At 52.5% G+C, this 22,209-nt stretch carries 26 protein-coding genes; 8 read left to right on the plus strand and 18 right to left on the minus strand.

Features of this window, described 5'->3' with window-relative positions; translation table 11 throughout:
* The first annotated feature begins 3 nt into the window (after nt 1-3).
* Genes KP814_RS16040 through KP814_RS16065 form a run of 6 tightly spaced genes read left to right on the plus strand, consistent with a single transcriptional unit; the run spans nt 4 to nt 6,476 of the window.
* The gene (locus KP814_RS16040) at nt 4-1,260 is read left to right on the plus strand and encodes a tol-pal system YbgF family protein (RefSeq protein ID WP_216737713.1); all 1,257 of its coding nucleotides are present in this window, start codon (nt 4-6) and stop codon (nt 1,258-1,260) included.
* Between the two features lie 2 nt (nt 1,261-1,262).
* Nucleotides 1,263-2,756 (plus strand): hypothetical protein, encoded by a 1,494-nt coding sequence (locus tag KP814_RS16045; protein ID WP_216737714.1) that lies wholly within the window; start codon nt 1,263-1,265, stop codon nt 2,754-2,756.
* On the plus strand, nt 2,753-4,384 hold the full coding sequence (locus tag KP814_RS16050; RefSeq protein WP_253938418.1) for a glycosyltransferase family 39 protein: 1,632 nt from the start codon (nt 2,753-2,755) through the stop codon (nt 4,382-4,384). The genes KP814_RS16045 and KP814_RS16050 overlap by 4 nt, the downstream gene beginning before the upstream one ends.
* Before the next feature lie 20 nt (nt 4,385-4,404).
* The gene (locus tag KP814_RS16055) at nt 4,405-5,166 is read left to right on the plus strand and encodes a nucleotidyltransferase family protein (protein WP_216737715.1); all 762 of its coding nucleotides are present in this window, start codon (nt 4,405-4,407) and stop codon (nt 5,164-5,166) included.
* A gap of 25 nt (nt 5,167-5,191) precedes the next feature.
* Entirely contained in the window at nt 5,192-5,785 is a 594-nt protein-coding gene (locus KP814_RS16060) for an SIS domain-containing protein (protein WP_216737716.1), read from the plus strand.
* A gap of 34 nt (nt 5,786-5,819) precedes the next feature.
* Nucleotides 5,820-6,476, plus strand: coding sequence for a hypothetical protein (locus KP814_RS16065; protein ID WP_216737717.1), 657 nt, complete (start codon nt 5,820-5,822; stop codon nt 6,474-6,476).
* Between the two features lie 42 nt (nt 6,477-6,518).
* Here the strand turns inward: KP814_RS16065 and KP814_RS16070 are convergent, their stop codons facing one another.
* The gene (locus KP814_RS16070) at nt 6,519-7,658 is read right to left on the minus strand and encodes a beta-galactosidase (RefSeq protein ID WP_216737718.1); all 1,140 of its coding nucleotides are present in this window, start codon (nt 7,656-7,658) and stop codon (nt 6,519-6,521) included.
* Between the two features lie 410 nt (nt 7,659-8,068).
* On the opposite strand from KP814_RS16070, the gene KP814_RS16075 reads away from it, so the two are divergent.
* Entirely contained in the window at nt 8,069-8,515 is a 447-nt protein-coding gene (locus KP814_RS16075) for a hypothetical protein (RefSeq protein ID WP_216737719.1), read from the plus strand.
* Nucleotides 8,516-8,580: 65 nt separating this feature from the next.
* Here KP814_RS16075 and KP814_RS16080 read toward each other — a convergent pair whose 3' ends face one another.
* From KP814_RS16080 to KP814_RS16095, 4 genes are all read right to left on the minus strand, one after another.
* Nucleotides 8,581-8,946, minus strand: a complete 366-nt coding sequence (locus KP814_RS16080; protein WP_216737720.1) for a hypothetical protein — start codon at nt 8,944-8,946, stop codon at nt 8,581-8,583.
* A gap of 142 nt (nt 8,947-9,088) precedes the next feature.
* Nucleotides 9,089-10,084 carry a D-alanine--D-alanine ligase gene (locus tag KP814_RS16085; RefSeq protein WP_216737721.1) on the minus strand — a complete coding sequence of 332 codons (996 nt, stop codon included), beginning with the start codon at nt 10,082-10,084 and terminating at the stop codon, nt 9,089-9,091.
* 110 nt (nt 10,085-10,194) lie between these two features.
* Nucleotides 10,195-10,791, minus strand: a complete 597-nt coding sequence (gene ssb, locus KP814_RS16090) for a single-stranded DNA-binding protein (RefSeq protein ID WP_216737722.1) — start codon at nt 10,789-10,791, stop codon at nt 10,195-10,197.
* 15 nt (nt 10,792-10,806) lie between these two features.
* Nucleotides 10,807-12,189, minus strand: coding sequence for an MFS transporter (locus KP814_RS16095; RefSeq protein WP_216737723.1), 1,383 nt, complete (start codon nt 12,187-12,189; stop codon nt 10,807-10,809).
* Between the two features lie 144 nt (nt 12,190-12,333).
* On the opposite strand from KP814_RS16095, the gene uvrA reads away from it, so the two are divergent.
* A complete protein-coding gene (gene uvrA, locus KP814_RS16100; protein ID WP_216737724.1) occupies nt 12,334-15,159 on the plus strand; it encodes an excinuclease ABC subunit UvrA in 2,826 nt (941 codons plus the stop codon).
* Between the two features lie 121 nt (nt 15,160-15,280).
* Here uvrA and rplQ read toward each other — a convergent pair whose 3' ends face one another.
* From rplQ to rpsH, 13 genes are all read right to left on the minus strand, one after another.
* Complete coding sequence (gene rplQ, locus KP814_RS16105) at nt 15,281-15,670, minus strand: 50S ribosomal protein L17 (RefSeq protein WP_011399894.1); 390 nt, start codon at nt 15,668-15,670, stop codon at nt 15,281-15,283.
* A 34-nt stretch (nt 15,671-15,704) separates the two neighbouring features.
* The gene (gene rpoA / locus KP814_RS16110) at nt 15,705-16,709 is read right to left on the minus strand and encodes a DNA-directed RNA polymerase subunit alpha (protein WP_011399895.1); all 1,005 of its coding nucleotides are present in this window, start codon (nt 16,707-16,709) and stop codon (nt 15,705-15,707) included.
* A 33-nt stretch (nt 16,710-16,742) separates the two neighbouring features.
* Nucleotides 16,743-17,363, minus strand: a complete 621-nt coding sequence (gene rpsD, locus KP814_RS16115; RefSeq protein ID WP_011399896.1) for a 30S ribosomal protein S4 — start codon at nt 17,361-17,363, stop codon at nt 16,743-16,745.
* Nucleotides 17,364-17,378: 15 nt separating this feature from the next.
* Complete coding sequence (rpsK, locus tag KP814_RS16120; RefSeq protein WP_011399897.1) at nt 17,379-17,768, minus strand: 30S ribosomal protein S11; 390 nt, start codon at nt 17,766-17,768, stop codon at nt 17,379-17,381.
* A 16-nt stretch (nt 17,769-17,784) separates the two neighbouring features.
* A complete protein-coding gene (gene rpsM / locus KP814_RS16125; protein WP_127973648.1) occupies nt 17,785-18,141 on the minus strand; it encodes a 30S ribosomal protein S13 in 357 nt (118 codons plus the stop codon).
* A 104-nt stretch (nt 18,142-18,245) separates the two neighbouring features.
* Nucleotides 18,246-18,362: a 50S ribosomal protein L36 gene (rpmJ, locus tag KP814_RS16130; protein WP_011399899.1), complete on the minus strand. Its 117-nt coding sequence runs from the start codon at nt 18,360-18,362 to the stop codon at nt 18,246-18,248.
* 44 nt (nt 18,363-18,406) lie between these two features.
* Nucleotides 18,407-19,738, minus strand: coding sequence for a preprotein translocase subunit SecY (secY, locus tag KP814_RS16135; RefSeq protein WP_127973649.1), 1,332 nt, complete (start codon nt 19,736-19,738; stop codon nt 18,407-18,409).
* Nucleotides 19,739-20,173, minus strand: coding sequence for a 50S ribosomal protein L15 (gene rplO, locus KP814_RS16140; RefSeq protein WP_127973650.1), 435 nt, complete (start codon nt 20,171-20,173; stop codon nt 19,739-19,741).
* 1 nt (nt 20,174) lies between these two features.
* A complete protein-coding gene (rpmD, locus tag KP814_RS16145; RefSeq protein ID WP_011399902.1) occupies nt 20,175-20,366 on the minus strand; it encodes a 50S ribosomal protein L30 in 192 nt (63 codons plus the stop codon).
* A gap of 3 nt (nt 20,367-20,369) precedes the next feature.
* Nucleotides 20,370-20,873 carry a 30S ribosomal protein S5 gene (gene rpsE / locus KP814_RS16150; RefSeq protein ID WP_011399903.1) on the minus strand — a complete coding sequence of 168 codons (504 nt, stop codon included), beginning with the start codon at nt 20,871-20,873 and terminating at the stop codon, nt 20,370-20,372.
* A 12-nt stretch (nt 20,874-20,885) separates the two neighbouring features.
* Nucleotides 20,886-21,236 (minus strand): 50S ribosomal protein L18, encoded by a 351-nt coding sequence (gene rplR, locus KP814_RS16155; RefSeq protein WP_216737725.1) that lies wholly within the window; start codon nt 21,234-21,236, stop codon nt 20,886-20,888.
* A 9-nt stretch (nt 21,237-21,245) separates the two neighbouring features.
* On the minus strand, nt 21,246-21,779 hold the full coding sequence (gene rplF / locus KP814_RS16160; protein WP_011399905.1) for a 50S ribosomal protein L6: 534 nt from the start codon (nt 21,777-21,779) through the stop codon (nt 21,246-21,248).
* Nucleotides 21,780-21,788: 9 nt separating this feature from the next.
* On the minus strand, nt 21,789-22,181 hold the full coding sequence (gene rpsH, locus KP814_RS16165) for a 30S ribosomal protein S8 (protein ID WP_216737726.1): 393 nt from the start codon (nt 22,179-22,181) through the stop codon (nt 21,789-21,791).
* Nucleotides 22,182-22,209: the final 28 nt, after the last annotated feature.

Below are 22,209 nucleotides of genomic sequence, written 5' to 3' on the forward strand. Positions count from 1 at the left end.
TCCATGAAGATGCTGGCGGGGGTGCAGGCGAGTCTGATTCTGGCGATGCTGGGCGCGTTCCTTGCTCCCTGGATCAATCTGCCCTTCGCCGGCGGCGAGTCTGGCGTCCAGTACGCCGCGTCAATGGCGCTGTCTCATCCTGACATGCTGGGCCCCGCCTTATTGCTTTTGATCGCCGCACCGTTGCTGGCGATCAGCGTCCATTTCAACAAGCCGAATCTTGCTTTGGTGAGCGCCGCCTTCGCCCTCGCGTTCCTGGCGTGCGTTCCCGGATATCTCGTCGCCCTCGACCCCCATACATTGCCAACCTACGCCGACAATATTGAGGATTACCGCACGTTGAAGCGGTTCTTCAATTCCTTCTTTACGCCCAATAAAGGCCAGGCCATCGCACTCCCCGACACCGCCAACTTTGATTCATTGGGCGGTCGTCTGGAGCTGGCGTTTCTGTGTCTGGAATGGGGCTGGTATATCGCCACGGGCGCCGCCGCCATTCTTTTTATGATGACGTTGTCCAAAGCGCACTTGCGCTTTTATCCCATTGCACTGCTCATTCTGATCATGCCGCTGGCGCTGACGCTCTACCCGACCCTGCAAGCGGCCAAATACAAACAGGATGCACAATGGCGGTTGACTGAGGGGGCTCCGGCGTCCGCTTTTGGCTCCATGGTCATCGCCTTCAAGCTCGACCCACTGCTGACCTACTCCGAGCAGGCCAGCCGGCTTTTCTCACAATTGAACGCGATGGTGTTCAAACCGGAAAACCCCGCCGCCGCGCTCTATCAGTCGGCGCAGTTGGAGACCGCAGGCAAGCGCCAAGAGGCGCTGGACACGCTGCATACCGCTCTGCAACACCGTCGCGAAGACGAGTTCTTTCCTTATGTGGCGCACCACACCAAGCGCCGGCTCGCCATCCTGACTGACCGGGTCATCAGCCGCAATTACCGTCACGAGCAATGGGATGAGGCCTTGCTGGCGTTGCAGGAAATGCTGCGGGTCTATCCAGAAAGCGACACTCTGCGGGCGATGGCCAGTCTCGCCTATATCCGCCAGGGCGTGCCGGAAAGCTGTCTGTCCAGCGTTTCCGCCTCGCTCGAACGAATTCAAGGCTCCAGCCTGCGCGCCGACTTGCTGGCGACCCAGGGAGAATGCCTGATGATGATGGGGAAAGTGGATCAGGCGCGGGAGTCATTCCAGCTTTCCATTGATGCGGACAGCGTGCGCAATCTACGCGCCGTGCGCGGACTTAGCGGGTCATGACTATGCTGTGGCGAAGCGCGCGACAGGGACTGCGGGCGAGCCGCAAAATCTTTCCGGCGTTGCTGGCTTTCTCTCTGTTGCTGGGACTGATGACCACCTACGCACTGGAGCTGAAGAATCAGCAAAGCGTGCGCTTGAACTGGGACGGAGCCCAGTGGATCACTGCGCCAGACGCCCGCGCCGTCAGCTATTTCCGCAAAATATTCATCGTGCGCGCAGCGCCCTATAAAGCCTTCTTGAAGCTCGCGGGCACAGAGAATTACAAGCTCTATATCAACGGCGTGGAAGTTGCCGTGAAATCCGCCGCCACCTCTGAGCCCATCTGGCTCGGCGCAGTGGAATCGTACTTACGCCCCGGTAAAAACCTCATCGCCGTCCGGGTGGAAAAATCCACCCTCGGCGGCGCGCCAGCGATGATTCTGTCCCTTCGGGTCCAGGACAGCCAGGGACAGGAACAGCGTCTGGTCAGCGATAACGCCTGGAAGGCGTCCTTCACCCCCGCCAATGGCGGCGCCGACGCCCGGGTTTGGTATCAATACGGGTTTTATGACGAGGACTGGCGGGCGCCGCAGTTAGCCAATGGGTTAAAGCCGCCTGCGATTAGCGGCAATGTGGATTACGGCTATTTTCTGTGGAGCCGCACCAGTGCGCTGCAGCCGGTCTGGCGCAGCGGCGCCGGCGACAAAGCGTCGGAAGCCCGTTTTGTGCTGACATTGCCCTTCTCCCGCGCCGCGCTGCAAAACGCCTGGTTGATGGCGCAATGCAACGGCTCCTTCAAGGTTAACGTCAATCAACGCCGCCTGGGCGACTACGCCAGCGATTATCCGCAAATCAAAGTCATTAACTTGTTTCAACCGCTAGGCTCCGCGCCCGCCAACCAGATTGAAGTGTTCGCGGATTGCGACCCGGCCCTGGGTATGGGCTTGCAGGCCGTCGTACAGACCGGGGAAGATCGCTTCATCAGTTTTCCCGGCATAGATTGGCGCGTCAGTCCGGTCAGCGCTACGGATGCGCCGGCGCAATACGAGCGCCCCGCCTATACGCCACATATCCGTCAGGTAGAAACGGAATCAGTGGAAAGCGCGCCAATTCGTTTCGAAGACCCCAGCCTGGAGGTCATGCGGCAAGTCAGTTACCCCGAATTGATTTTGCGCGCGTTGAAATGGTGTGCAATCTGGTTTCTGCTCAACGTTCTTACCAGCGCAGGACTGTTGTTGGCGCTGGCAGGTCTGCCCCGTCTTGTCGCAGCGATCAATCTGCTGCTGACCTCTCTTACCTGCTTCGGCGCTTTGCTGTGCGCCCTCGCCCTGGATGCGCGCCTGCTTACTACCAGCCTGTTTAATCTGGGTGTCGTCACCGCCTTGTTCGGCGCTGCGCTCCTGGCCCAAGCCCTGTCCGCGCTGCAGTTGCGCTCATCACGCTTTGCAATCGGACGCGAGAGTTGCGCAACCGACTATGTCGGCGGAGCCACCAAAGTTTTGGAGGAAAGCTTATGAACAGCCGCGCCGAGTCGCCATGGGTGAAATGGACGCTGATGCGCGCCAAGGCTAATTCCTTTCCAGTGATCATGCTGATCGCCACCGCGCTGATTGCACTCTCTTTCAGTCTGCGCGTCGGCGGCCTGGAGGCGCGCGCGCTCACTATCGACGAAGCTACTATCGCCAGTTTTGTAGAGGGCGTGTTGGATAAGGGCTATCCCTATATCTACGTCAGCACCATGGAAGTTCCCTTGGCCACCTACGAACTGGTGCCTTACTTTTTGGCGCTATCGGTCAAGTTGGGCGGCTTTTCCGAATTCACTTTACGCCTGCCTGCGCTGCTATTCTCCACTGGCGTATTGAGCCTGATTTTCTGGATCAGCCTGCGCCGCTTTGGCTTGGCGGCGGCGATTATCGCGGGGCTCTTATACAGCCTTTCAACCTGGTCTATCTATTGGTCGCAGAACGCATTTCACCCGGCGCAGACGCAGTTCTTCACTCTGCTCACCGCCACGGCGGTCTACCATCTGCTGCAGCAGGAACGGGTTCGACTGCGATTCGCGTTGCTGGTCTGGGCGCTATTCACTGTGACCTATTTAAGCTGGGAAGGCTCCGGGTTTCTGCTTCCTGTGATGGGCGTCATCGTGCTTATCTTCAAACGGGATAATCTGGCCTGGATCTTCCAGCGCAATCTCTGGGTGATGTATCTACTGGTGATATTAACGCTGGTCGCCCAAGGCGTGCGCCGGGTGGTGCTGCAACAGCCGCACCTCATGCTGGGCTCCGGCAAAGGCGATGTCAGTCTGCCGCAGCTGGGCTTCCTGAAAGACAGTTGGGAGCCAGGCTTTTACTTTATCAACTTCTTTGGCATGGAAACCCATCTCATCACCGGCGCTGTTTTCCTGCTCGGCGCCTATTACGCCTGGAAGCGTCCGACACTGCGCTTTTACTATCTGGTGTTCCTCATCACGCTGCTGTGCCTCAGCAACTTTTTGCTGTTCTACAACGCCCACTATGTGTTTTTTATCTACCCGTTTTTCATCATCAGCGTCGGCGCCATCCTGACATTTCTGATTGAGGACGTAACACGTCTTACCGCCCGGGTTAGAGCCCCAGCGGCGACAGCGGTCGCCAGCTTCAATCTGGCGGCGCTCTTATTGATGGCGGTGATGTCAATGAACTCCAACCTGATCCATTTTTATAGCATCGGCAACCTGGGACACCTGGGTTTTCGCTCGGATTACCGGGACGGTTTCGCCGGCGTGGACTACCGCAAGGTGTCCGCCACGTTGAAACAGGGCTATCGGGAAGGCGATAAAGTCATCAGCATGGCGCCGATGCCAACCAAGCTGTATTCCGGCATTACACCGGATTATTTCCTGCAGACCATTACCGATCGCAAGATCGTCTACGACCGTAACCTGGACTCGCCCTTCTATCGGGATAAATTCCTGGGCACGGTGGTGCTTCGCAGCGACAGGGAGCTACAGGACGTACTGAACCAGAATAATCGTGTCTGGTTGGTGGCCTCCCCCTGGAATGCGATGACGCTGGTCATCGACGCGGACACCTTGCAATTCGTCCAACGCAACATGCGCGTGGTGGATGAGAGTTACGACGCCAGACTCTTTTTATGGCAGAAATAAACAAGGGGAATGAAATGAACATGGAAGCCAGAGCAACGCATGTACGTTGCATCATTCTTGCCGGCGGTAAAGGCGCCCGGCTGCGCTCGCGGGTTGCGGATCTGCCAAAACCCATGGCGCCGGTGGCTGACCGCCCATTTCTGGAGCTGCTGCTGGATCAGCTGGAGCGCCAGAATATCCACGATATCGTGCTGTCTCTCGGCTACAAAAGCGAACACATCGTCCGTTATTTTGAGGAGCGTCCCCGCGCCACCCAGCGCCTGAATTTCGTAATTGAAGACGCGCCCATGGGCACCGGCGGCGCTATTCGCATGGCGGCGGAACAGCATCCCGCGCCCTATTATCTGGTGCTCAATGGCGACAGTTTCTGCGACACCGATTTGCAGGACTTTATTTCCTCCGTTTATCGCAGCGAGTTCACCAACGGCATGCTCGCCGCGCTGCAACCCGACTGCTCTCGCTATGGCAAGCTCACCGTGCACAAACACAGCGGCAAAGTGATCATGATTGAGGAGAAAAAGCCGAACGCCGGCCCTGGACTGATCAATGCCGGCGTCTATTTCCTCAGCGCCGAGTTCTTGCATAAACACTGTCCGCAACAAGGCGCGTTTTCCTTCGAACAAACCGCCTTTCCGGCGCTGGTGGGCGGAGGGTTATACGCCTACACCAAAGCTGGCCCCTTTATCGATATCGGTATACCCGAAGACTACGACTTCTTATGCGCCCACACAGAGCAGTTCTTTCCCCAGCGGGAAGCAACCCTTTCGGCGCTCAGTGACTGAGCCCGGACAACCAGGAGGATGACCAATGAACATTGACATGGACTATGTAAAAGAACGCATCAGAGATTCGATTGCAGTCAAACAACGCCTGCTCGCGGACGAGCCATTGATGGAGAAAGTGCTCCGTCTGGGTCAAGTCTGCGTGGAGGTTTATAAAAGGGGCAACAAGGTTATCCTGGCGGGAAATGGCGGCAGCGCGGCGGACGCACAGCATATCGCGGCGGAGTTCGTCAGCCGCTTTGAATTCGATCGCCCCGGCCTGCCCGCCCTGGCAGTGACGACGGACACCTCCATGCTGACGGCCATCGGCAATGATTACGGCTACGAACGGGTTTTTGCACGCCAGGTGGAGGCCAACGCCAAACCCGGCGACCTGTTCATCGGCATCACTACATCCGGTAATTCCAAGAACATATTGGTCGCTCTGGAAAGCGCCAAAGAAATGGACCTGATCACCGCCGCCTTCGCCGGCTCCGGCGGCAAAGTGCAGGAACTGGCGGAGCACGTCATCAACGTGCCCTCCACGCATACGCCAAGAATTCAGGAATGCCACATCATGATCGGACACATTATCTGCGGTATCGTGGAAGACGCGATTTTTGGCGAAGCCGCCGCCTGAACTGGAACTCACAACCACTGACAAGGACACGATTATGTTGGACATACCGCAACTCCTCTCCCGAGTGAAGCTGTTCCGTAAAAAGGCCGCTGTGCGCTGCGCCATGTGCTCAATGGGCGGCGTCGGCTCCACCGCCCTGGCGCGCCATATCGGCTCCATCTCCGATAAAACCATCCGCGAACACGCCTATACGCCCGCCGTGTATGACGATGAGGTCGACATCCGACTCGGTTACATGTTCGGCAATCCTTACGATGCGGTGCTCTCACTGTTTCGTCGCAATTATCAGGACATGCACGCAAAAGCCATGAACGTGAACAGCCCCACTCCGGCGCGTTCGCTACGCGGCATGACGCTGGAGGAGTATTTGGAGAGAGGCGTGGATGAGTTCAATATCGAGCGCCAGTTTGATAACTGGGTCAGTAATCTTTCTCCCAAACACCCGACCATCCTGATCAAGTACGAGAGCCTGGGATCGACCATCGATAAGGTGCTGGAATTTTTCCAGTGTGAGGAGCCGTTCGAATTGAAGCGTCGCAACTCCTCCTGGGTGGATCAGCCTTCACGCATCATTGAAGGACTGCAGCTGATTTACGGCGATGTGGCCGCCAAGATAGACGCCATGCCGCCACTGAAAATACTGCTGCCGGAAAGCGTTCACACCCGTACTCTGAACGCCGTCACCAGCTAATTCCATTGCAACTCCCGGAGGCTCAGCCTCCGGGTTGGCCGCTTACTTGATCGCATTGTTGACACTGGTGTGAAAACCGCCCATTTGAGGCGATATATCCGTATTCAATAAGTCCTGATTCCAGACTTCGATATAGTAAATGCCCGATTGCAGCGCTAACTGGATGGCGTCGAGCAAATCTTCCCGGGTAATTTCGTTATAAGCCCGGGTGGAAGCCGTGCCGACCAGTTGCACGCCAGCAAAGCTGGACGCTGCGCCGGACAACAGCAGGCTATACATTTCCGGGTACGCCACCTCCGCATTGCGACGACTCCACCAAGCTCCGAATACGCCAAAGCGCGCCCCAATAGAAGCTTGCCCATAGGCGACAACCTGCTCCGCCACCGTCGGCGAACCCAGTACCGGATGCACGTCCAGATCCATGCGGGTGTCGTCAAAGGCCTGGTTGTATGCATCCAGAATTCGCTTCCATGAATTCACTAACGCAGACTCGCTGTATCCTTTTGCGTAGAAGTCCGCCTCCGCCTGAGCGTCAAAAAAGTACTGCATTTCAAAGCCATTGGTAGTCGAGTTGGTCATATGCACCAACTGCAATGCCTCCTCGCCGCTATAGCGAGCGCCCAAGGCCGCAATAAAGTTTGTCAGGTAACGCAGATAGGTTTCATCCCAGGGAATCGGCAGACGCCGGGGAATGTCCCCGCGAAAGATGTAATCCAGCATGTCCGCGCCTTCGGATTCCAACCAGGCCGGCGCGGCATATCCATTCAGCAGCGCGAAGGTGACATGCAGCCCCTGCGCCTTGGCTTTAACCAACTGCTGATCCAGCAATGACCAGTCATAGACGCCGGGAGACGGCTCCATTTCCGCCCAGGGAATACGCACCAATACACCATCCAGATAAGCCGCTTCTTCGATATTGTTAAACACTGAAGAGGAGGTGCTGGTAGTGGGCCCGCAACTGCAATAGATACCGGCAAGTTCGTAGGTTTTAGGTGACTCAGGCTCATCAGGATCGTCGACGATGTCGTCCTGACCGGCATCGCTATCTCCATTGCCTGTGGGCTCCAGATCATCTGGATCAATGCTGGTCGAAGGATCGCTTTGGGTATCTACAATCTCTCGATTTGAGTCGGTGCCGTTATCTGTACTTCCGCCACCGCCGCCACATGCGCATAGAGTCAAAAATAGAACCGCTAATAATAATCTAGCCGTCATGAGGCCTGTTCGCATCAGAACGACAGGCCACGGATAAGTTCGCAACAACATAGTTCATCCCATCACTTCAGCGCCGGATCTACCGGCAAACATGCAATCCATCGCCCGCAACTGCCTGAACACGGACATTTGGCGAGGGCATCATATAAGGATGAAACTGATCAAAAAAGAAACGGTTTGTAAAAACGGGGGGTATAGCGGCGGCTGTAACCATACTCCAACAAACCGCAATAAATTCATCAGGATATGTTGCAACGAGTGAGTCACAGTCTTCTTTTATAAAGATATGCAACGCTAAAATAGCCAATAGAAAGTATGCCTGTCGTCCAGCAACAACGATGCGCGGGAAGCCTCAAACCACACCAAGGGAAGACAATATGAAAAGCATAATAAAGCTGTCGCTGGCCATCGCCTTAAACGCCAGCATTCTGGGTTGCGCCACATACTCCCACCCTGTCCACTTCTATGACGCATCCTCTTGCGAGTACCGAATCACCAGCATGCGGCAAGACATCCACACCTGTTACGGAGAAGCATTCCCGATTGAGTATGCAGTATTAGTCGCAGCGCAAAGCGACAGTCAGATTTTTCGTGAGCAGTTGAAAACGTTGGCGGGCTTTGACTGGGAAAATGAGCGCGCCATCCTCATTACCGCGCTAGCCGATAAAGCCAATAACGATGGCTATCACACCGATGTGAAAACTGCTCAGGATGTACTGGCGGGTCGCCCTTTCATGATTCAACTGTATTCTCATGAGGGAGACTTATTGGCGGAGTCCAATGAGCCAGTGAATTTGCGCTGGATTCAGGCACATCAGAGGTAGGGGAGCTTTACAGAGGTCAGCGAAGCGCCAGACTGCACCGCTTCGCCTTGGGGTCTCGAATCGACTTACCAGGGATAAGCCGCTTCTTTCACTTCCGGTGTGGGTGAAGAAGTGACTTTCAGCGCCAGCATCAGCTTCGCCGGGGCGCCGCCTTCGAGCACAATCTTACCTTCTGAGAAAGCGTCGTCATCTTTACCGCGTTTGCCGATGAGGACTTCTTCAGCGCCATTTTTGGAGGCATGATAAAGCGCTTCTTCCATATCGATCTGAAAGACTCTACCCAGAATCGTACGCGTCCCTCTCGCTCTTTCCCAGACTTCCAGACACGGCGAAGGCTTACCATTTTTAGAGCCTTCCTTAGTGATCAATTCCACTTGATATTCCGTGCCGGTCTCAAAGTCCTTTTTTGCGATATCCAAAATTGTAGTCATATCCTACTCCCTTGTTTCTGCCGTTAATTTTTCTAATTAGACCCTCGTACCTTGACGGCCTGTCTTCAGCATTATGACACACTATAACGATAGATTTGGCCGCATGCTCCCCACCTGGATTCGCCACAGTTTCGCTAAGTGCTCAACGCACGGCGCCGCGGCAGATTCGCTCCAGTAGCTCGGGAAACTCAATACCGGCGGCCTTCGCCGCTTGCGGCAATAAACTATTCGCCGTCATCCCTGGCAAGGAGTTCCCTTCCAGGCACCACACTGCGCCGTTATCTTCGACACGAAAGTCGATCCGGCTGTATACACCCAGCTTCAGCGCCGCATGAGCCCGTAATGCAATGTCCTGCATGACGACGGCGTCAGCCTCGGCAATATCCGCAGGGAATATTTCACGGGCGCCGCCCACCTGATATTTAGCCTGGTAATCGAAAATCTCGTTAGGAGCGATAATCTCGCCAACTGGCAACGCCTGTCCTTCCAATATTCCGACCGTAAATTCTCGTCCAGGGACAAACTTCTCGATCATCACTTCATCGTCGTATTCACTTGCAAGCGCTATCGCCCGCGCCAGTTCAGACGCTTCGCGCACCACACTTAAGCCAACGGTGGAGCCTTGTTTGCTGGGCTTGACCACCACTGGCCAGCCTAACTTTTCTGCAACCTCATCACTGCTTGCCGGCGCCATCAGCCAATCCGGCGTGGATACGCCCGCGGCCCGAAATAAGCGCTTACTCAGGTCCTTGTCCATGGCTACCGCGCTCGCAATATGATTGCTGCCGGTATAGGCAAGTCCCGCCAGGTTCAGCATCGCCTGAATCCGACCGTCTTCTCCGGGGCCGCCATGCAACGCAAGAAAAACGACATCAACGTCACGGATATTGAAAGCCTCCGCCGACAAGGCAATGGCTCGCCCCCTCACATCGGCAATTACAGAAGTCGACGGCGGCTCTGGCCCCACACCAGCTTGCAAAAGACGCGCTTCGTCTGCTGCAGACAGCCGCCCAGTAGCCGTATCCACAGAAAACACTTCATGCCCCAGACTACGCAGCGCCGGAATAATTTGCGCGGCGCTGGCGATTGAGACATCCCGTTCCTCACTCGTGCCGCCGAATAATACTGCGATTTTCATGGCCCCAATTCTCCTCACCCCAAACGTAAAAACAAAAAAGCCCCAAAATAATGGGGCTTTCAAGTCAGGCTGTCACAGCTCTATATCTTAAATATTCTTTAGCTTCCGGATCAGAAAGGAATATCGTCGTCAAAGTCGTCCATAGGCTCTGGCATGGGCGGCTTTGGTTGCTGAGGCTGTTGCGGGCGTTGTTGCCCCTGGTTCGGAGCGGAATAGCCGCCGCTTGACGCGCCATAGTTGTTATTGGAAGCGCCACCATAATTGTTGTTGGAAGGAGCGCCGCCGTAGCTATCGCCGGAAGGAGCGGATTGCTGCCAACCGTCGTTGTAACCTTGCGAGTTATCCATACCACCGCCGCCACTACGGCTGTCGAGCATCTGCATCTGACCTTGCATGTCTACAACAATCTCAGTGCTGTAGCGGTCCTGTCCAGATTGGTCCTGCCATTTGCGCGTTTGCAGACGACCTTCAATATATACTTTGGAGCCTTTTCTCAGGTACTGAGCAGCGATCTCCGCCAGCTTGCCGAACAGCACAACCCGGTGCCATTCTGTACGCGGCACCAGTTGTCCCGTCTGCTTGTCTTTATAACTCTCGTCAGTCGCCAACCTCAGGTTGGAAATCGCGCTGCCGGAGGGGGTATAACGTGTTTCCGGATCGCTACCCAAATTACCAATTAGAATTACTTTATTTACACCACGCGCCATATCGCTCTCCAAACGTTATCCCTCAACCTGGGCGGTGAGAGGGTAATTTACCAGCGCTTTCTCATCAAAGCGCTGTCTATCAATCTTTAAATACGCCAAGTGTTCTTCAATCACCAGAGTGACGTCTTCAACACCATGAATTTGCGTCAGTTCCTGCGCTATCTTGTCCGCCGCGTCCACATTAAACGGCTGCAGCGACAGCACATAACTCGCTGTGTAGGGAGGATCAGGCATGAACAGGGACACTCCGCCCCATACTACCGCCATCACTGTACAAAGACCATACACTCCCATCAAACCAAACTTCTGATAAGCCAGTCCACCTAGGACGCCCCCTAGAAAGGCCCCAAAGAACTGCGAGCTGGAGTACACTCCCATCGCTGTTCCCCGCATTCCCGCGGGCGCCACCTTGCTGACCAAAGAAGGCAAAGTCGCTTCCAAGAAGTTGAAAGCCAAGAAAAAGCCGAATACAGCCAGGGTAAACCCGATAAAGTCGTTCACCCCTTTCATTACAATCATGAGAGCCGCCGCCATTAACCAGACAGCTCCAGTGAAAACCTGTCGCAAAAGGCGCTTTTTCTCGCCAATGATGATCAGCGGAATCATGAATACGAAGGCTCCGCCCATCACCGTCAGATAAAACCAGCCATGTCGATCCGCGGCCATATTAAATTTATCCGCCAATGTAACCGGCATTGCGACGAACATCGCCGTCAATATCATATGCAGCGAGAATATTCCCCAGTTCAGACGCATCAGCTCTTTATGCTGAAAGACATCCCGCAGGGCGGATCGAAGCACTATCGTTTCCAAGTTGCGCCGCTGCTGTAACGGGGTCGGCACTTTATACAACAAAACCATTCCTGACAACGCCATGCACGCCGTCGCCCAAAACAGTCCAGACAATCCTGCAAAGCCTGAAATCAATGGCCCCAGCACCAGCGCCAACGCAAATGACAGCCCAATCGTCATTCCCACGGTCGCCATGGCCTTGGTGCGATTCTCTTCCTGCGTCAAATCACTGAGCAACGCCATTAATACGCTGGCGATGGCGCCCGCTCCTTGCAATAGACGACCAAAGATAACCCCATAAATATGATCGCTTAATGCAGCGACGACACTGCCAAGGCAGAATAATCCCAAACCGATCAAGATCAGCTTCTTCCGGCCAAAACGGTCAGACAGCGCCCCAAAAGGCACCTGCATGACAGCCTGACTCAAGCCGTAAACGCCTATGGCTAGGCCCAGCAGCGCTGGCGTTGCTCCTTCAATCTCTCTGCCCAGCACCATGAAAACCGGCAGCACCATAAACAGCCCAAGCATTCGCATGGCGTACAACGAAGCCAGCGCGGAGACAGCGCGGCGCTCCTGGGGCATAAACCTCTGCGTCTTTTGCATTTAACTACCGTACCAGTCCATCAAAAAGCGCATATTGTAGCATTTGACCAGCCACTTATTAATCGATTCGCTGTCGCTTTGCTCATCCTGTTTCCGTACTTATATAATGACCGGCTGTAAATTCCGGAGGTGAAAAAGAATTTTATGGACACGATCCAAGTCCGCGGAGCCCGAACTCACAATCTTAAGAATGTCGACCTGGACTTGCCGAGAGACAAGCTCATCGTCATTACCGGGCTATCAGGCTCAGGCAAGTCATCCCTGGCTTTTGATACGCTGTACGCGGAGGGACAGCGGCGCTATGTGGAGTCGCTGTCTACTTACGCCAGGCAGTTCCTGTCCATGATGGAGAAGCCAGACGTCGACCATATAGAAGGTCTTTCACCCGCTATTTCCATCGAGCAGAAGTCCACCTCCCATAACCCTCGCTCCACTGTCGGCACCATTACAGAAATCTATGACTACCTGCGTCTGCTGTTCGCACGCGCTGGCGAGCCTCGCTGCCCGGATCACGACATCGTTCTCGAAGCCCAGACGGTCAGTCAGATGGTTGACCGAATCCTTGAGCTGCCTCAGGAAAGCAAGTGGATGTTGCTGGCTCCAGTCATACGTAATCGCAAAGGCGAACACCTTCATGTGATCGAGGGCCTACGCGCACAAGGCTTCATTCGTGCTCGTATCGACGGCATCGTGACTGACCTCGACGACGTACCCCAGTTAGATAAAAAGCGTAAACACACCATTGAGGTTGTGGTAGATCGGCTCAAGATTCGCGCAGATATTCAGACCCGATTAGCCGAGTCTATCGAAACCTGTATTGAGTTAGCCGAAGGCGTCGTTATCGCCGCGCCAATGGACGGAGACGGCGAAGAGCTCATCTTTTCAGCACTATTCGCCTGTCCTGAGTGTGGGTACAGCGTCAGCGAACTCGAACCAAGAGTCTTCTCTTTTAACAATCCAGCTGGCGCCTGCCCAAGTTGTGATGGACTTGGCGTAAAGCAGTATTTTGACCCCGATAAACTCGTAGAGCGTCCAGAGCTGACACTGGCTGAAGGCGCTATCAAAGGATGGGATAGGCGCAGCGTATTCTACTTTCAAATGCTGACCAGCCTTGCGGACCATTATGAAGTCGACATTGAAACGCCTTTTGAATCACTTCCAGAATCGTTCCAAAATGCGCTGCTAAAAGGCAGCGGACGCACTGATATCAAGTTCAAGTATGTGAATAGCCGCGGAGATATTGTCTTCAGAGAACACCCGTTCGAAGGCATATTGCCCAATATTGAACGTCGCTATCGGGAAACGGACTCACAAATGGTGCGAGACGAGCTGTCCAAGTTTCTCACCCAGAAGTCCTGTCCAGACTGCCACGGCAGCCGACTAAAACGTTCCTCTCGTCACGTCTTTATCGACAATAAGAGTCTGCCGGATACATCTCGCATGGCCATCGGCGACGCTTCCAACTTCTTTCATCATTTATCGCTACCTGGCCGTAAAGGAGAGATCGCGTCGAAGATCGTTAAAGAAATCCAGCTACGCCTGCAATTTCTTGTTAACGTGGGACTGGATTATCTGACTCTGGATCGCAGCGCAGAAACTCTTTCTGGAGGAGAAGCCCAGCGTATCAGATTAGCCAGCCAGATAGGCGCTGGACTGGTTGGCGTCATGTACGTGCTCGACGAGCCTTCTATTGGCCTGCACCAGAGAGACAATGATCGTCTGTTGGCCACGCTGACCCACCTGCGAGATCTCGGCAATACAGTAATCGTGGTTGAGCACGACGAAGACGCCATTCGTATGGCGGACTATGTCGTAGACATCGGGCCTGGAGCGGGAGTCCATGGCGGAGAAATCGTCGCCCAGGGCTCTCCTGAACAGGTCATGGAAAGTGATAAGTCCATCACTGGCCAATATCTGAAGGGAACGCGCTGCATTGCTGTACCGGAACAAAGAGTGCAGCCAGATCCAGACAAACAGCTCATTATTACTGGGGCCACCGGGAACAACCTGCAGTCCGTCACGCTTAAAGTCCCAGTGGGACTGTTCACCTGCATCACCGGTGTGTCAGGATCCGGTAAATCCACACTGATCAATAGTACGCTCTATCCGATCGCCGCCACCAAGCTCAACATGGCGACTACTCTGACTCCTGAGCCCTATGGGTCTATTGAAGGACTGGATCATTTCGATAAAGTTATTGATATCGACCAAAGCCCGATCGGGCGAACGCCAAGATCCAACCCAGCGACCTACACAGGTATATTCACCCCCATAAGAGAACTTTTCGCGGCGACTCAAGAGGCCAGGTCTCGCGGCTATAAACCGGGAAGATTCAGCTTTAACGTACGGGGAGGACGCTGTGAGGCCTGCCAGGGTGACGGGGTTATCAAAGTAGAAATGCACTTCTTGCCCGACCTCTATGTCCCCTGCGATGTATGTAAAGGTAAACGCTATAACCGCGAAACTCTTGAAGTTACCTATAAAGGTAAGTCAATTCATGACGTTCTGGAGATGACGGTTGAGGACGCTCGAGAGTTTTTTGACGCCATTCCAGCCATCGCCAAAAAGCTTCAGACGTTGATTGATGTCGGTCTTTCTTACATCCGCCTCGGCCAAAGCGCAGTCACCTTATCGGGAGGCGAAGCTCAACGCGTTAAGCTTTCACGAGAACTGTCTAAGCGAGATACAGGTAAAACCCTGTACATCCTTGACGAACCCACGACTGGCCTACATTTTTTTGATATTGATCAGTTGCTTAAGGTACTGCATCGACTGCGTGATCACGGAAATACCATTGTAGTTATCGAGCATAACCTTGATGTAATTAAAACAGCGGATTGGATAATCGATCTTGGGCCAGAGGGAGGAAGCAGGGGCGGATTGATTATCGCCGAAGGCGCTCCAGAAACAGTTAAAGACAATGACAAGTCTCATACCGCACATTTCTTGAAACGTATTCTGGAAACCTAGCTGGCAGAAAATGATCAGGGAGCTGTGAGAAATCAACGCTTCCTTATCTCGAAAAAGACCTGCGTATGGCGCAGGCACAAAAAAAGCCGCTAAAAGCGGCTTTTTAATATCCGAGAAGATCTTACTCTTCGTTGTCGCCTTCGGCTTCAACTACCGGACGGTCCACTAGCTCAACAAAAGCCATTGGAGCACTGTCGCCCGGTCTCAGACCGCACTTGAGAATACGCAGATAACCACCAGGGCGATCTTTGTAACGAGGACCAATCTCTTCGAACAGCTTGGTCACTGCATCTCTGCTTCTCAGACGAGAGAAAGCAAGACGGCGGTTAGCTACAGAATCACTTTTAGCCAAAGTGATTAGCGGCTCAGCCACTCTTCTCAGTTCTTTCGCTTTGGGCACCGTGGTTTTGATCAGCTCATGCTCTACCAACGATGCCGCCATATTCCGGAACATCGACTTGCGATGCGCGCTAGTCCGGTTAAATTTACGACCACTTTTACGATGACGCATCTTCTTTATCCTTCAACTACACTGTTGGCGCGCATTAGCCGCCTAATACCCGATCATCGCCCCGAATGCTGGCGGGAGGCCAGTTTTCAAGACGCATACCTAAAGACAAGCCGCGTGAAGCAAGCACGTCTTTAATTTCGGTTAATGATTTCTTGCCTAGGTTAGGAGTCTTCAGAAGCTCCACCTCAGTGCGTTGAATGAGATCACCGATATAGTAGATGTTCTCAGCTTTTAAGCAGTTCGCTGAACGCACAGTCAGTTCTAAATCATCAACCGGCCGCAGAAGAATCGGATCGATTTCTTCTTGCTCTTCAACTTTTTCTGGCTCATTTTGCTGATCAAAATCTACAAAGACAGCAAGCTGCTGTTGCAGAATTGTCGCTGCCCTACGGATTGCTTCCTCAGGATCAATCGTTCCGTTTGTTTCCAAGTCGATAACCAACTTGTCCAAATCGGTACGCTGCTCAACCCGAGCGCTTTCAACGTTATAAGCAACACGGAGCACTGGGCTGAAAGAAGAATCAAGCTGCAATCTTCCAATTGCTCTTGTTTCGTCATCAGCTGAGTTCCGCTGATCCGCAGGCTCATAACCACGCCCACGAGCCACTTTCAGTTTCATCTTAACGTCGCCATTCGAGTTAAGATTGCAAATGACCATATCTGGATTAGCAATCTCAACATCATGATCAAGTTGGATATCGCTAGCCAATACTGGACCAGCGCCCTTCTTGTTCAGGGACAACGTTGCTTCATCGCGGTTGTGCATTTTGATGGCGAGATTCTTCAAGTTCAGAAGAATCTCAATCACATCTTCCTGCACACCTTCAACGGTGCTGTACTCGTGAAGAACGCCATCGATCTCAACCTCGACGACAGCGCAACCCGGCATTGAAGACAGCAAAATGCGGCGTAATGCACTTCCTAAAGTATGCCCGAAACCGCGTTCGAGCGGTTCCAGGGTCACCTTTGCGTGAGTCGCATTGATTTGATTCACCTCGATAGTACGAGGTGTAAGAAATTCGTTTAATGAACGCTGCATAGACGCCCCTACTGGCTGAATTAGTTGCTGGCCTTACTTAGAGTAGAGCTCCACAATCAGGTTTTCGTTAATATCTGGAGACAGATCAGTACGCTCAGGAACTGATTTGAAGGTTCCAGACATCTTCGCAGCATCAACTTCAATCCACTCCAGAGTTGCACGCTGTGCGGCCAACTCAAGAGAGCCTTTAATGCGAAGCTGATTCTTTGATTTCTCGCGAATGCTTACTACATCGCCAGGCTTGACCTGATAGGACGGAATATTTACAGCCTTACCATTCACCAGAATCGCCTTGTGTGACACCAACTGACGGGCTTCGGAGCGGGTGGAGCCGAATCCCATACGGTATACAACATTATCCAGACGACGCTCTAACAACTGGAGCAGGTTCTCGCCTGTAGCGCCTTTAATGCGGGCTGCTTCTTTGTAGTAGTTACGGAATTGCTTTTCCAGCACTCCGTACATACGACGTACTTTTTGCTTTTCACGCAACTGTAGACCATAGTCGGAAAGACGACCACGACGTTGGCCATGTTGCCCAGGAGCGGTCTCCATGTTGCACTTGCTATCAAGCGCACGAGCTCCGCTCTTCAAAAACAGGTCTGTGCCTTCACGGCGAGACAATTTACATTTCGGTCCAATATAACGAGCCATTAGACTTCTTCCTCTTTAAACTCGACGCTTTTTGGGAGGACGGCATCCGTTATGTGGGATCGGAGTAACATCAGTGATGTTAGTGATCTTATACCCACATGCGTTCAATGCACGAATTGCGGACTCGCGACCGGGTCCAGGTCCTTTAACCAAAACATCTAGGTTTTTTAGGCCGTATTCAGCAGCCGCATTACCGGCTCTTTCAGCTGCTACCTGCGCAGCAAAAGGTGTGCTCTTTCTGGAACCACGGAATCCTGAACCACCAGAAGTCGCCCAGCTTAGAGCGTTACCCTGACGGTCGGTAATGGTTACGATAGTGTTGTTGAATGAAGCGTGGATATGCGCTACGCCATCAACAACGGTCTTTTTCACCTTTTTACGGGTACGTGTACCTGGTTTTGCCATGCTCTATTCCTGATACTTATTTACGAATAGGCTTACGAGGACCTTTGCGGGTGCGCGCATTTGTCTTAGTGCGCTGCCCTCGTACCGGCAAGCTATGACGGTGACGTAAACCGCGATAGCAGCCGAGATCCTTCAGCCGTTTAATGTTCATTTGCACTTCACGACGCAAATCGCCTTCAACAACCATTTTGGCGATTTCGTTCCTCAGTACGTCCAGCTGCTCCTCAGACAGGTCTTTAACCTTAGATTGAGGGCTGATGCCGGTTCTCTCACAAAGGCCACGTGAAGTGGTGCGCCCGATCCCATAAATATAGGTCAGGGACACTTCTGTGTGCTTGTTATCGGGGATATTGACACCCGCTATACGTGCCATCCATCTTACTCCGCATAAATGTTATTGGTAATAATTACCAACAAATTAAAAGGCGCAGAATGATAGCGCCTTCGTGTATACAAATCAAGCAACAGAGCTAAATATTAGCCTTGTTTCTGCTTGTGTCTTGGTTCTGTGCTGCAGATTACCATTACCGCGCCATTACGACGGATAATTTTGCACCCACGACACATTTTCTTTACTGATGCTCTAACTTTCATTGCTATTCTCCAGTCTCACGCCGATTACTTTAAAACTTGCTCGACTATCGGACCAAACCGCTCTTGCCGTAATTCTTCAGGTTCGACTTCTTCATGAGCGAATCATATTGATGCGACATGAGATGCGACTGAACCTGGGCCATGAAATCCATAACCACAACTACAACAATTAACAAGGAAGTTCCGCCAAAATAGAAAGGAACATTCCAAGACACCACTAAAAACTGTGGCAGTAACGCCACAGCTGCAATATACAAAGCGCCGAACACCGTTAAGCGGGTAAGAACGCCATCAATATATTTAGCAGTGTTTTCCCCAGGACGAATACCAGGAACAAATGCGCCAGAACGCTTCAAATTGTCGGCGACTTCCTTGGGGTTATACATTAATGCTGTGTAGAAGAAGCAGAAGAATACCACTGCTATCGCAAACAGAATAATGTATAGCGGTTGGCTTGGACCAAGCGCCTGCGAAACAACCTGCAACCACTCCATACCTTCGCCCTTGCCAAACCATTGCCCCAACGATGCTGGAAACAAAAGAATGCTAGAGGCGAATATAGGAGGAATTACACCAGCCATATTCACTTTCAAGGGAAGATGGCTGCTTTGCTGAGCATATACCTTGCGCCCTTGCTGACGACGCGCATAGTTGATGGTGATGCGGCGTTGCCCGCGCTCCATGAAAACCACGAACGCGATAATTGCTACTGCGAATACTGCAACAGCAATTAATGTCAGAACACTCAGCTCGCCGAGACGCGCCTGCTCGAATGTCTGACCAACCGCACCAGGCAAACCTGCAACAATACCAGAGAAGATCAGCAATGAAATCCCGTTACCGATACCTCTCTCAGTAATTTGCTCGCCTACCCACATCAAAAATACCGCGCCACAGACGAAGGTAACGACAGCGACAAAGAAGAAGCTCGGTCCGGTTGTAAAGGTGACACCTTGATTCGCCAGACCGACGGAAATACCAAACGCCTGAACGGTCGCAAGCAGCACTGTACCATATCTAGTGTACTGACTGATCTTGCGCCTACCCGCTTCCCCCTCTTTCTTCAGTTGCTCCAGTTGCGGACTAACGACAGTCAACAACTGCATAATGATCGATGCAGAAATATAAGGCATGATACCCAGAGCAAAGATACTCATACGTTCCAGGGCTCCCCCTGAAAACATATTAAACAAGCTCAAGATAGTGCCCTGATTCTGATCAAAGAGCGCCGCGAGTCTATCGGGATTAATTCCTGGTACAGGTATGTGGGCGCCAACTCGATATACAAGTATCGCCAACAGTACAAACCAAAGCCGAGCACGAAGCTCGGCAAGGCCTTTACCTGCACCTGCGGGTAATGCGTTTAGTTTGGCCATTTATTCCTCGACTTTGCCACCTGCGGCTTGGATTGCTTCTTGCGCGCCTTTGGTCACTTTCAGTCCTTTAACAGTCACCGCACGGGTAATCTCTCCGGACAGAATAACCTTGACCTGCTTAGCCTGTTGAGCAACGATGCTAGCCGCTTTCAAAGCCGCCAAATCGATAACATCAGTACCAAGGCTGTCGATTTCACTCAGTCTAACTTCTTCAGAGTAACGGCCAACCCTTGAGGTGAAGCCGAACTTGGGCAGACGACGCTGCAAAGGCTGTTGACCGCCTTCAAAGCCAGGTCTGATAGTTCCGCCAGAGCGGGAAGTTTGACCTTTGTGACCACGGCCACCGGTTTTACCCAGCCCGCTACCGATTCCACGGCCCAACCTTTTAGGGGACTGTTTGGAACCTTCGGCCGGCTTGAGAGTATTCATTTTCATATTACTCTCCTTCCACCTTCACCAGATAGTTAACCTTGTTAATCATACCTCTTACAGCAGCAGTATCTTCTACTTCCACGGTATGATTAATTTTTCTCAAACCCAAGCCGCGAACGCAGTCCTTGTGCTTAGGCAGGATTCCGATAGTACTCTTTACCAGAGTTACCTTAATAGTCTTTGCTGCATTGGCCATGACTTACCCCAGAATCTCTTCCACAGTCTTACCACGTTTAGCTGCAATCTCCTCAGGAGCTTGCATGGCTTTTAAGCCTTCGAACGTGGCGCGAACAACGTTAACAGGGTTGGTTGAGCCGTAACACTTAGCCAATACGTTTTGTACGCCAGCGACTTCCAATACAGCGCGCATTGCGCCGCCTGCGATAATACCTGTACCTTCAGAAGCAGGCTGCATAAACACCTTAGCGGAGCCATGACGCGCCTTGACTGGATACTGTAAGGTATTGCCGTTCAAAGTTACGGTAATCATGTTCTTGCGGGCGGCGTCCATAGCTTTCTGAATCGCTACAGGCACTTCACGCGCTTTACCACGACCAAAGCCTACTTTACCGTTCCCATCGCCAACTACGGTCAAAGCTGTGAAGCCGAAAATACGACCACCTTTAACAACCTTAGCCACGCGGTTGACCTGAACAAGCTTCTCCTGGAGCTCTGCTCCTTTTTGCTGCTCGTTATTTGTCATATATTCAACCTCTTAAAACTCGAGTCCGTTTTCCCGCGCAGCATCAGCTAACGCTTTTACACGACCATGGTACTTGAAGCCGGAACGGTCAAAAGCCACTTTGGTAATGCCTGCAGCCTTAGCTCTTTCCGCGATCATTGCGCCAACTTTACCTGCAGCTTCTACGTTGCCGGTAGTGCCTGCACGCAAATCTTTATCCAAAGTGGAAGCAGTAGCCAAAACCTTGCTTCCATCCGCGCTGATAATTTGCGCGTAGATATGACGCGGCGTCCGATTGATGCTCAATCTGTCGACACCGAGTTCACGAATTTTATAACGGGTTTTCTTAGCCCGACGTAACCGAGAAATCTTTTTGTCACTCATAGCCGCGCCCTACTTCTTCTTAGCTTCTTTAACTCGAACTTGCTCGCCGGAGTAGCGAACACCCTTTCCTTTATATGGTTCAGGCGGTCTGATACTACGGATTTCAGCAGCAACCTGCCCAACCTTTTGCTTATCGATACCACGAATCACAATTTCAGTTTGGGTGGGAGTCTCAGCTGTAATTCCCTCAGGAATTTCGAATACTACAGGGTGAGAAAAGCCAAGAGTCAGGTTGATCGCCTTGCCTTGAGCCTGCGCTCTGTAACCTACGCCAATCAGTTCCAACTTGCGCTCAAAACCTTGAGTAACGCCGAGAACCATGTTGTTGATCAACGCACGCGTGGTTCCAGCCAATGCACGTGCTTGGTTGGAGCCTTCTTTTGGACCAAACGTCAATGCGCCATCTTCCTGTTTCACTTCAACAGAAGGATGAACAGACAAAGAAAGAGCGCCTTTGCCGCCCTTGATATTAACCAGCCGACCGTCGAACTTAACCTCTACGCCAGCGGGAATCTGTACTGGATTTTTTGCTACCCTAGACATGATTCACTCCTAGAAGACGGTACAAATAACTTCACCACCAACGCCGGCTTTACGAGCTGCTCTATCAGTCATAACGCCTTTGGAAGTGGATACGATCGCGATACCCAAGCCACCATTTACGGTAGGCAGGTCATTAGCGGCTTTGTACTGGCGCAGACCTGGACGGCTCACTCGGCTAATATTCTCAATAACCGGAGTGCCTTGGTAATACTTCAGTGTGATCTCAAGAACAGGCTTCGCTTCTTCACTAGCTTGAAAGTCAGTGATAAAACCTTCTTCTTTCAAGACGTTGGCCACAGCGACCTTCATCTTTGAGGAGGGCATACGCACAGTTTCTTTTTCCGCCATCTGTGCGTTACGGATACGGGTAAACATATCCGCTAAGGTATCTTGCATACTCATTTAATAGCTCCAAACATTTTAGTTGTGC

This window comes from Hahella sp. HN01 (assembly GCF_018986435.1).
Lineage (GTDB): Bacteria > Pseudomonadota > Gammaproteobacteria > Pseudomonadales > Oleiphilaceae > Hahella.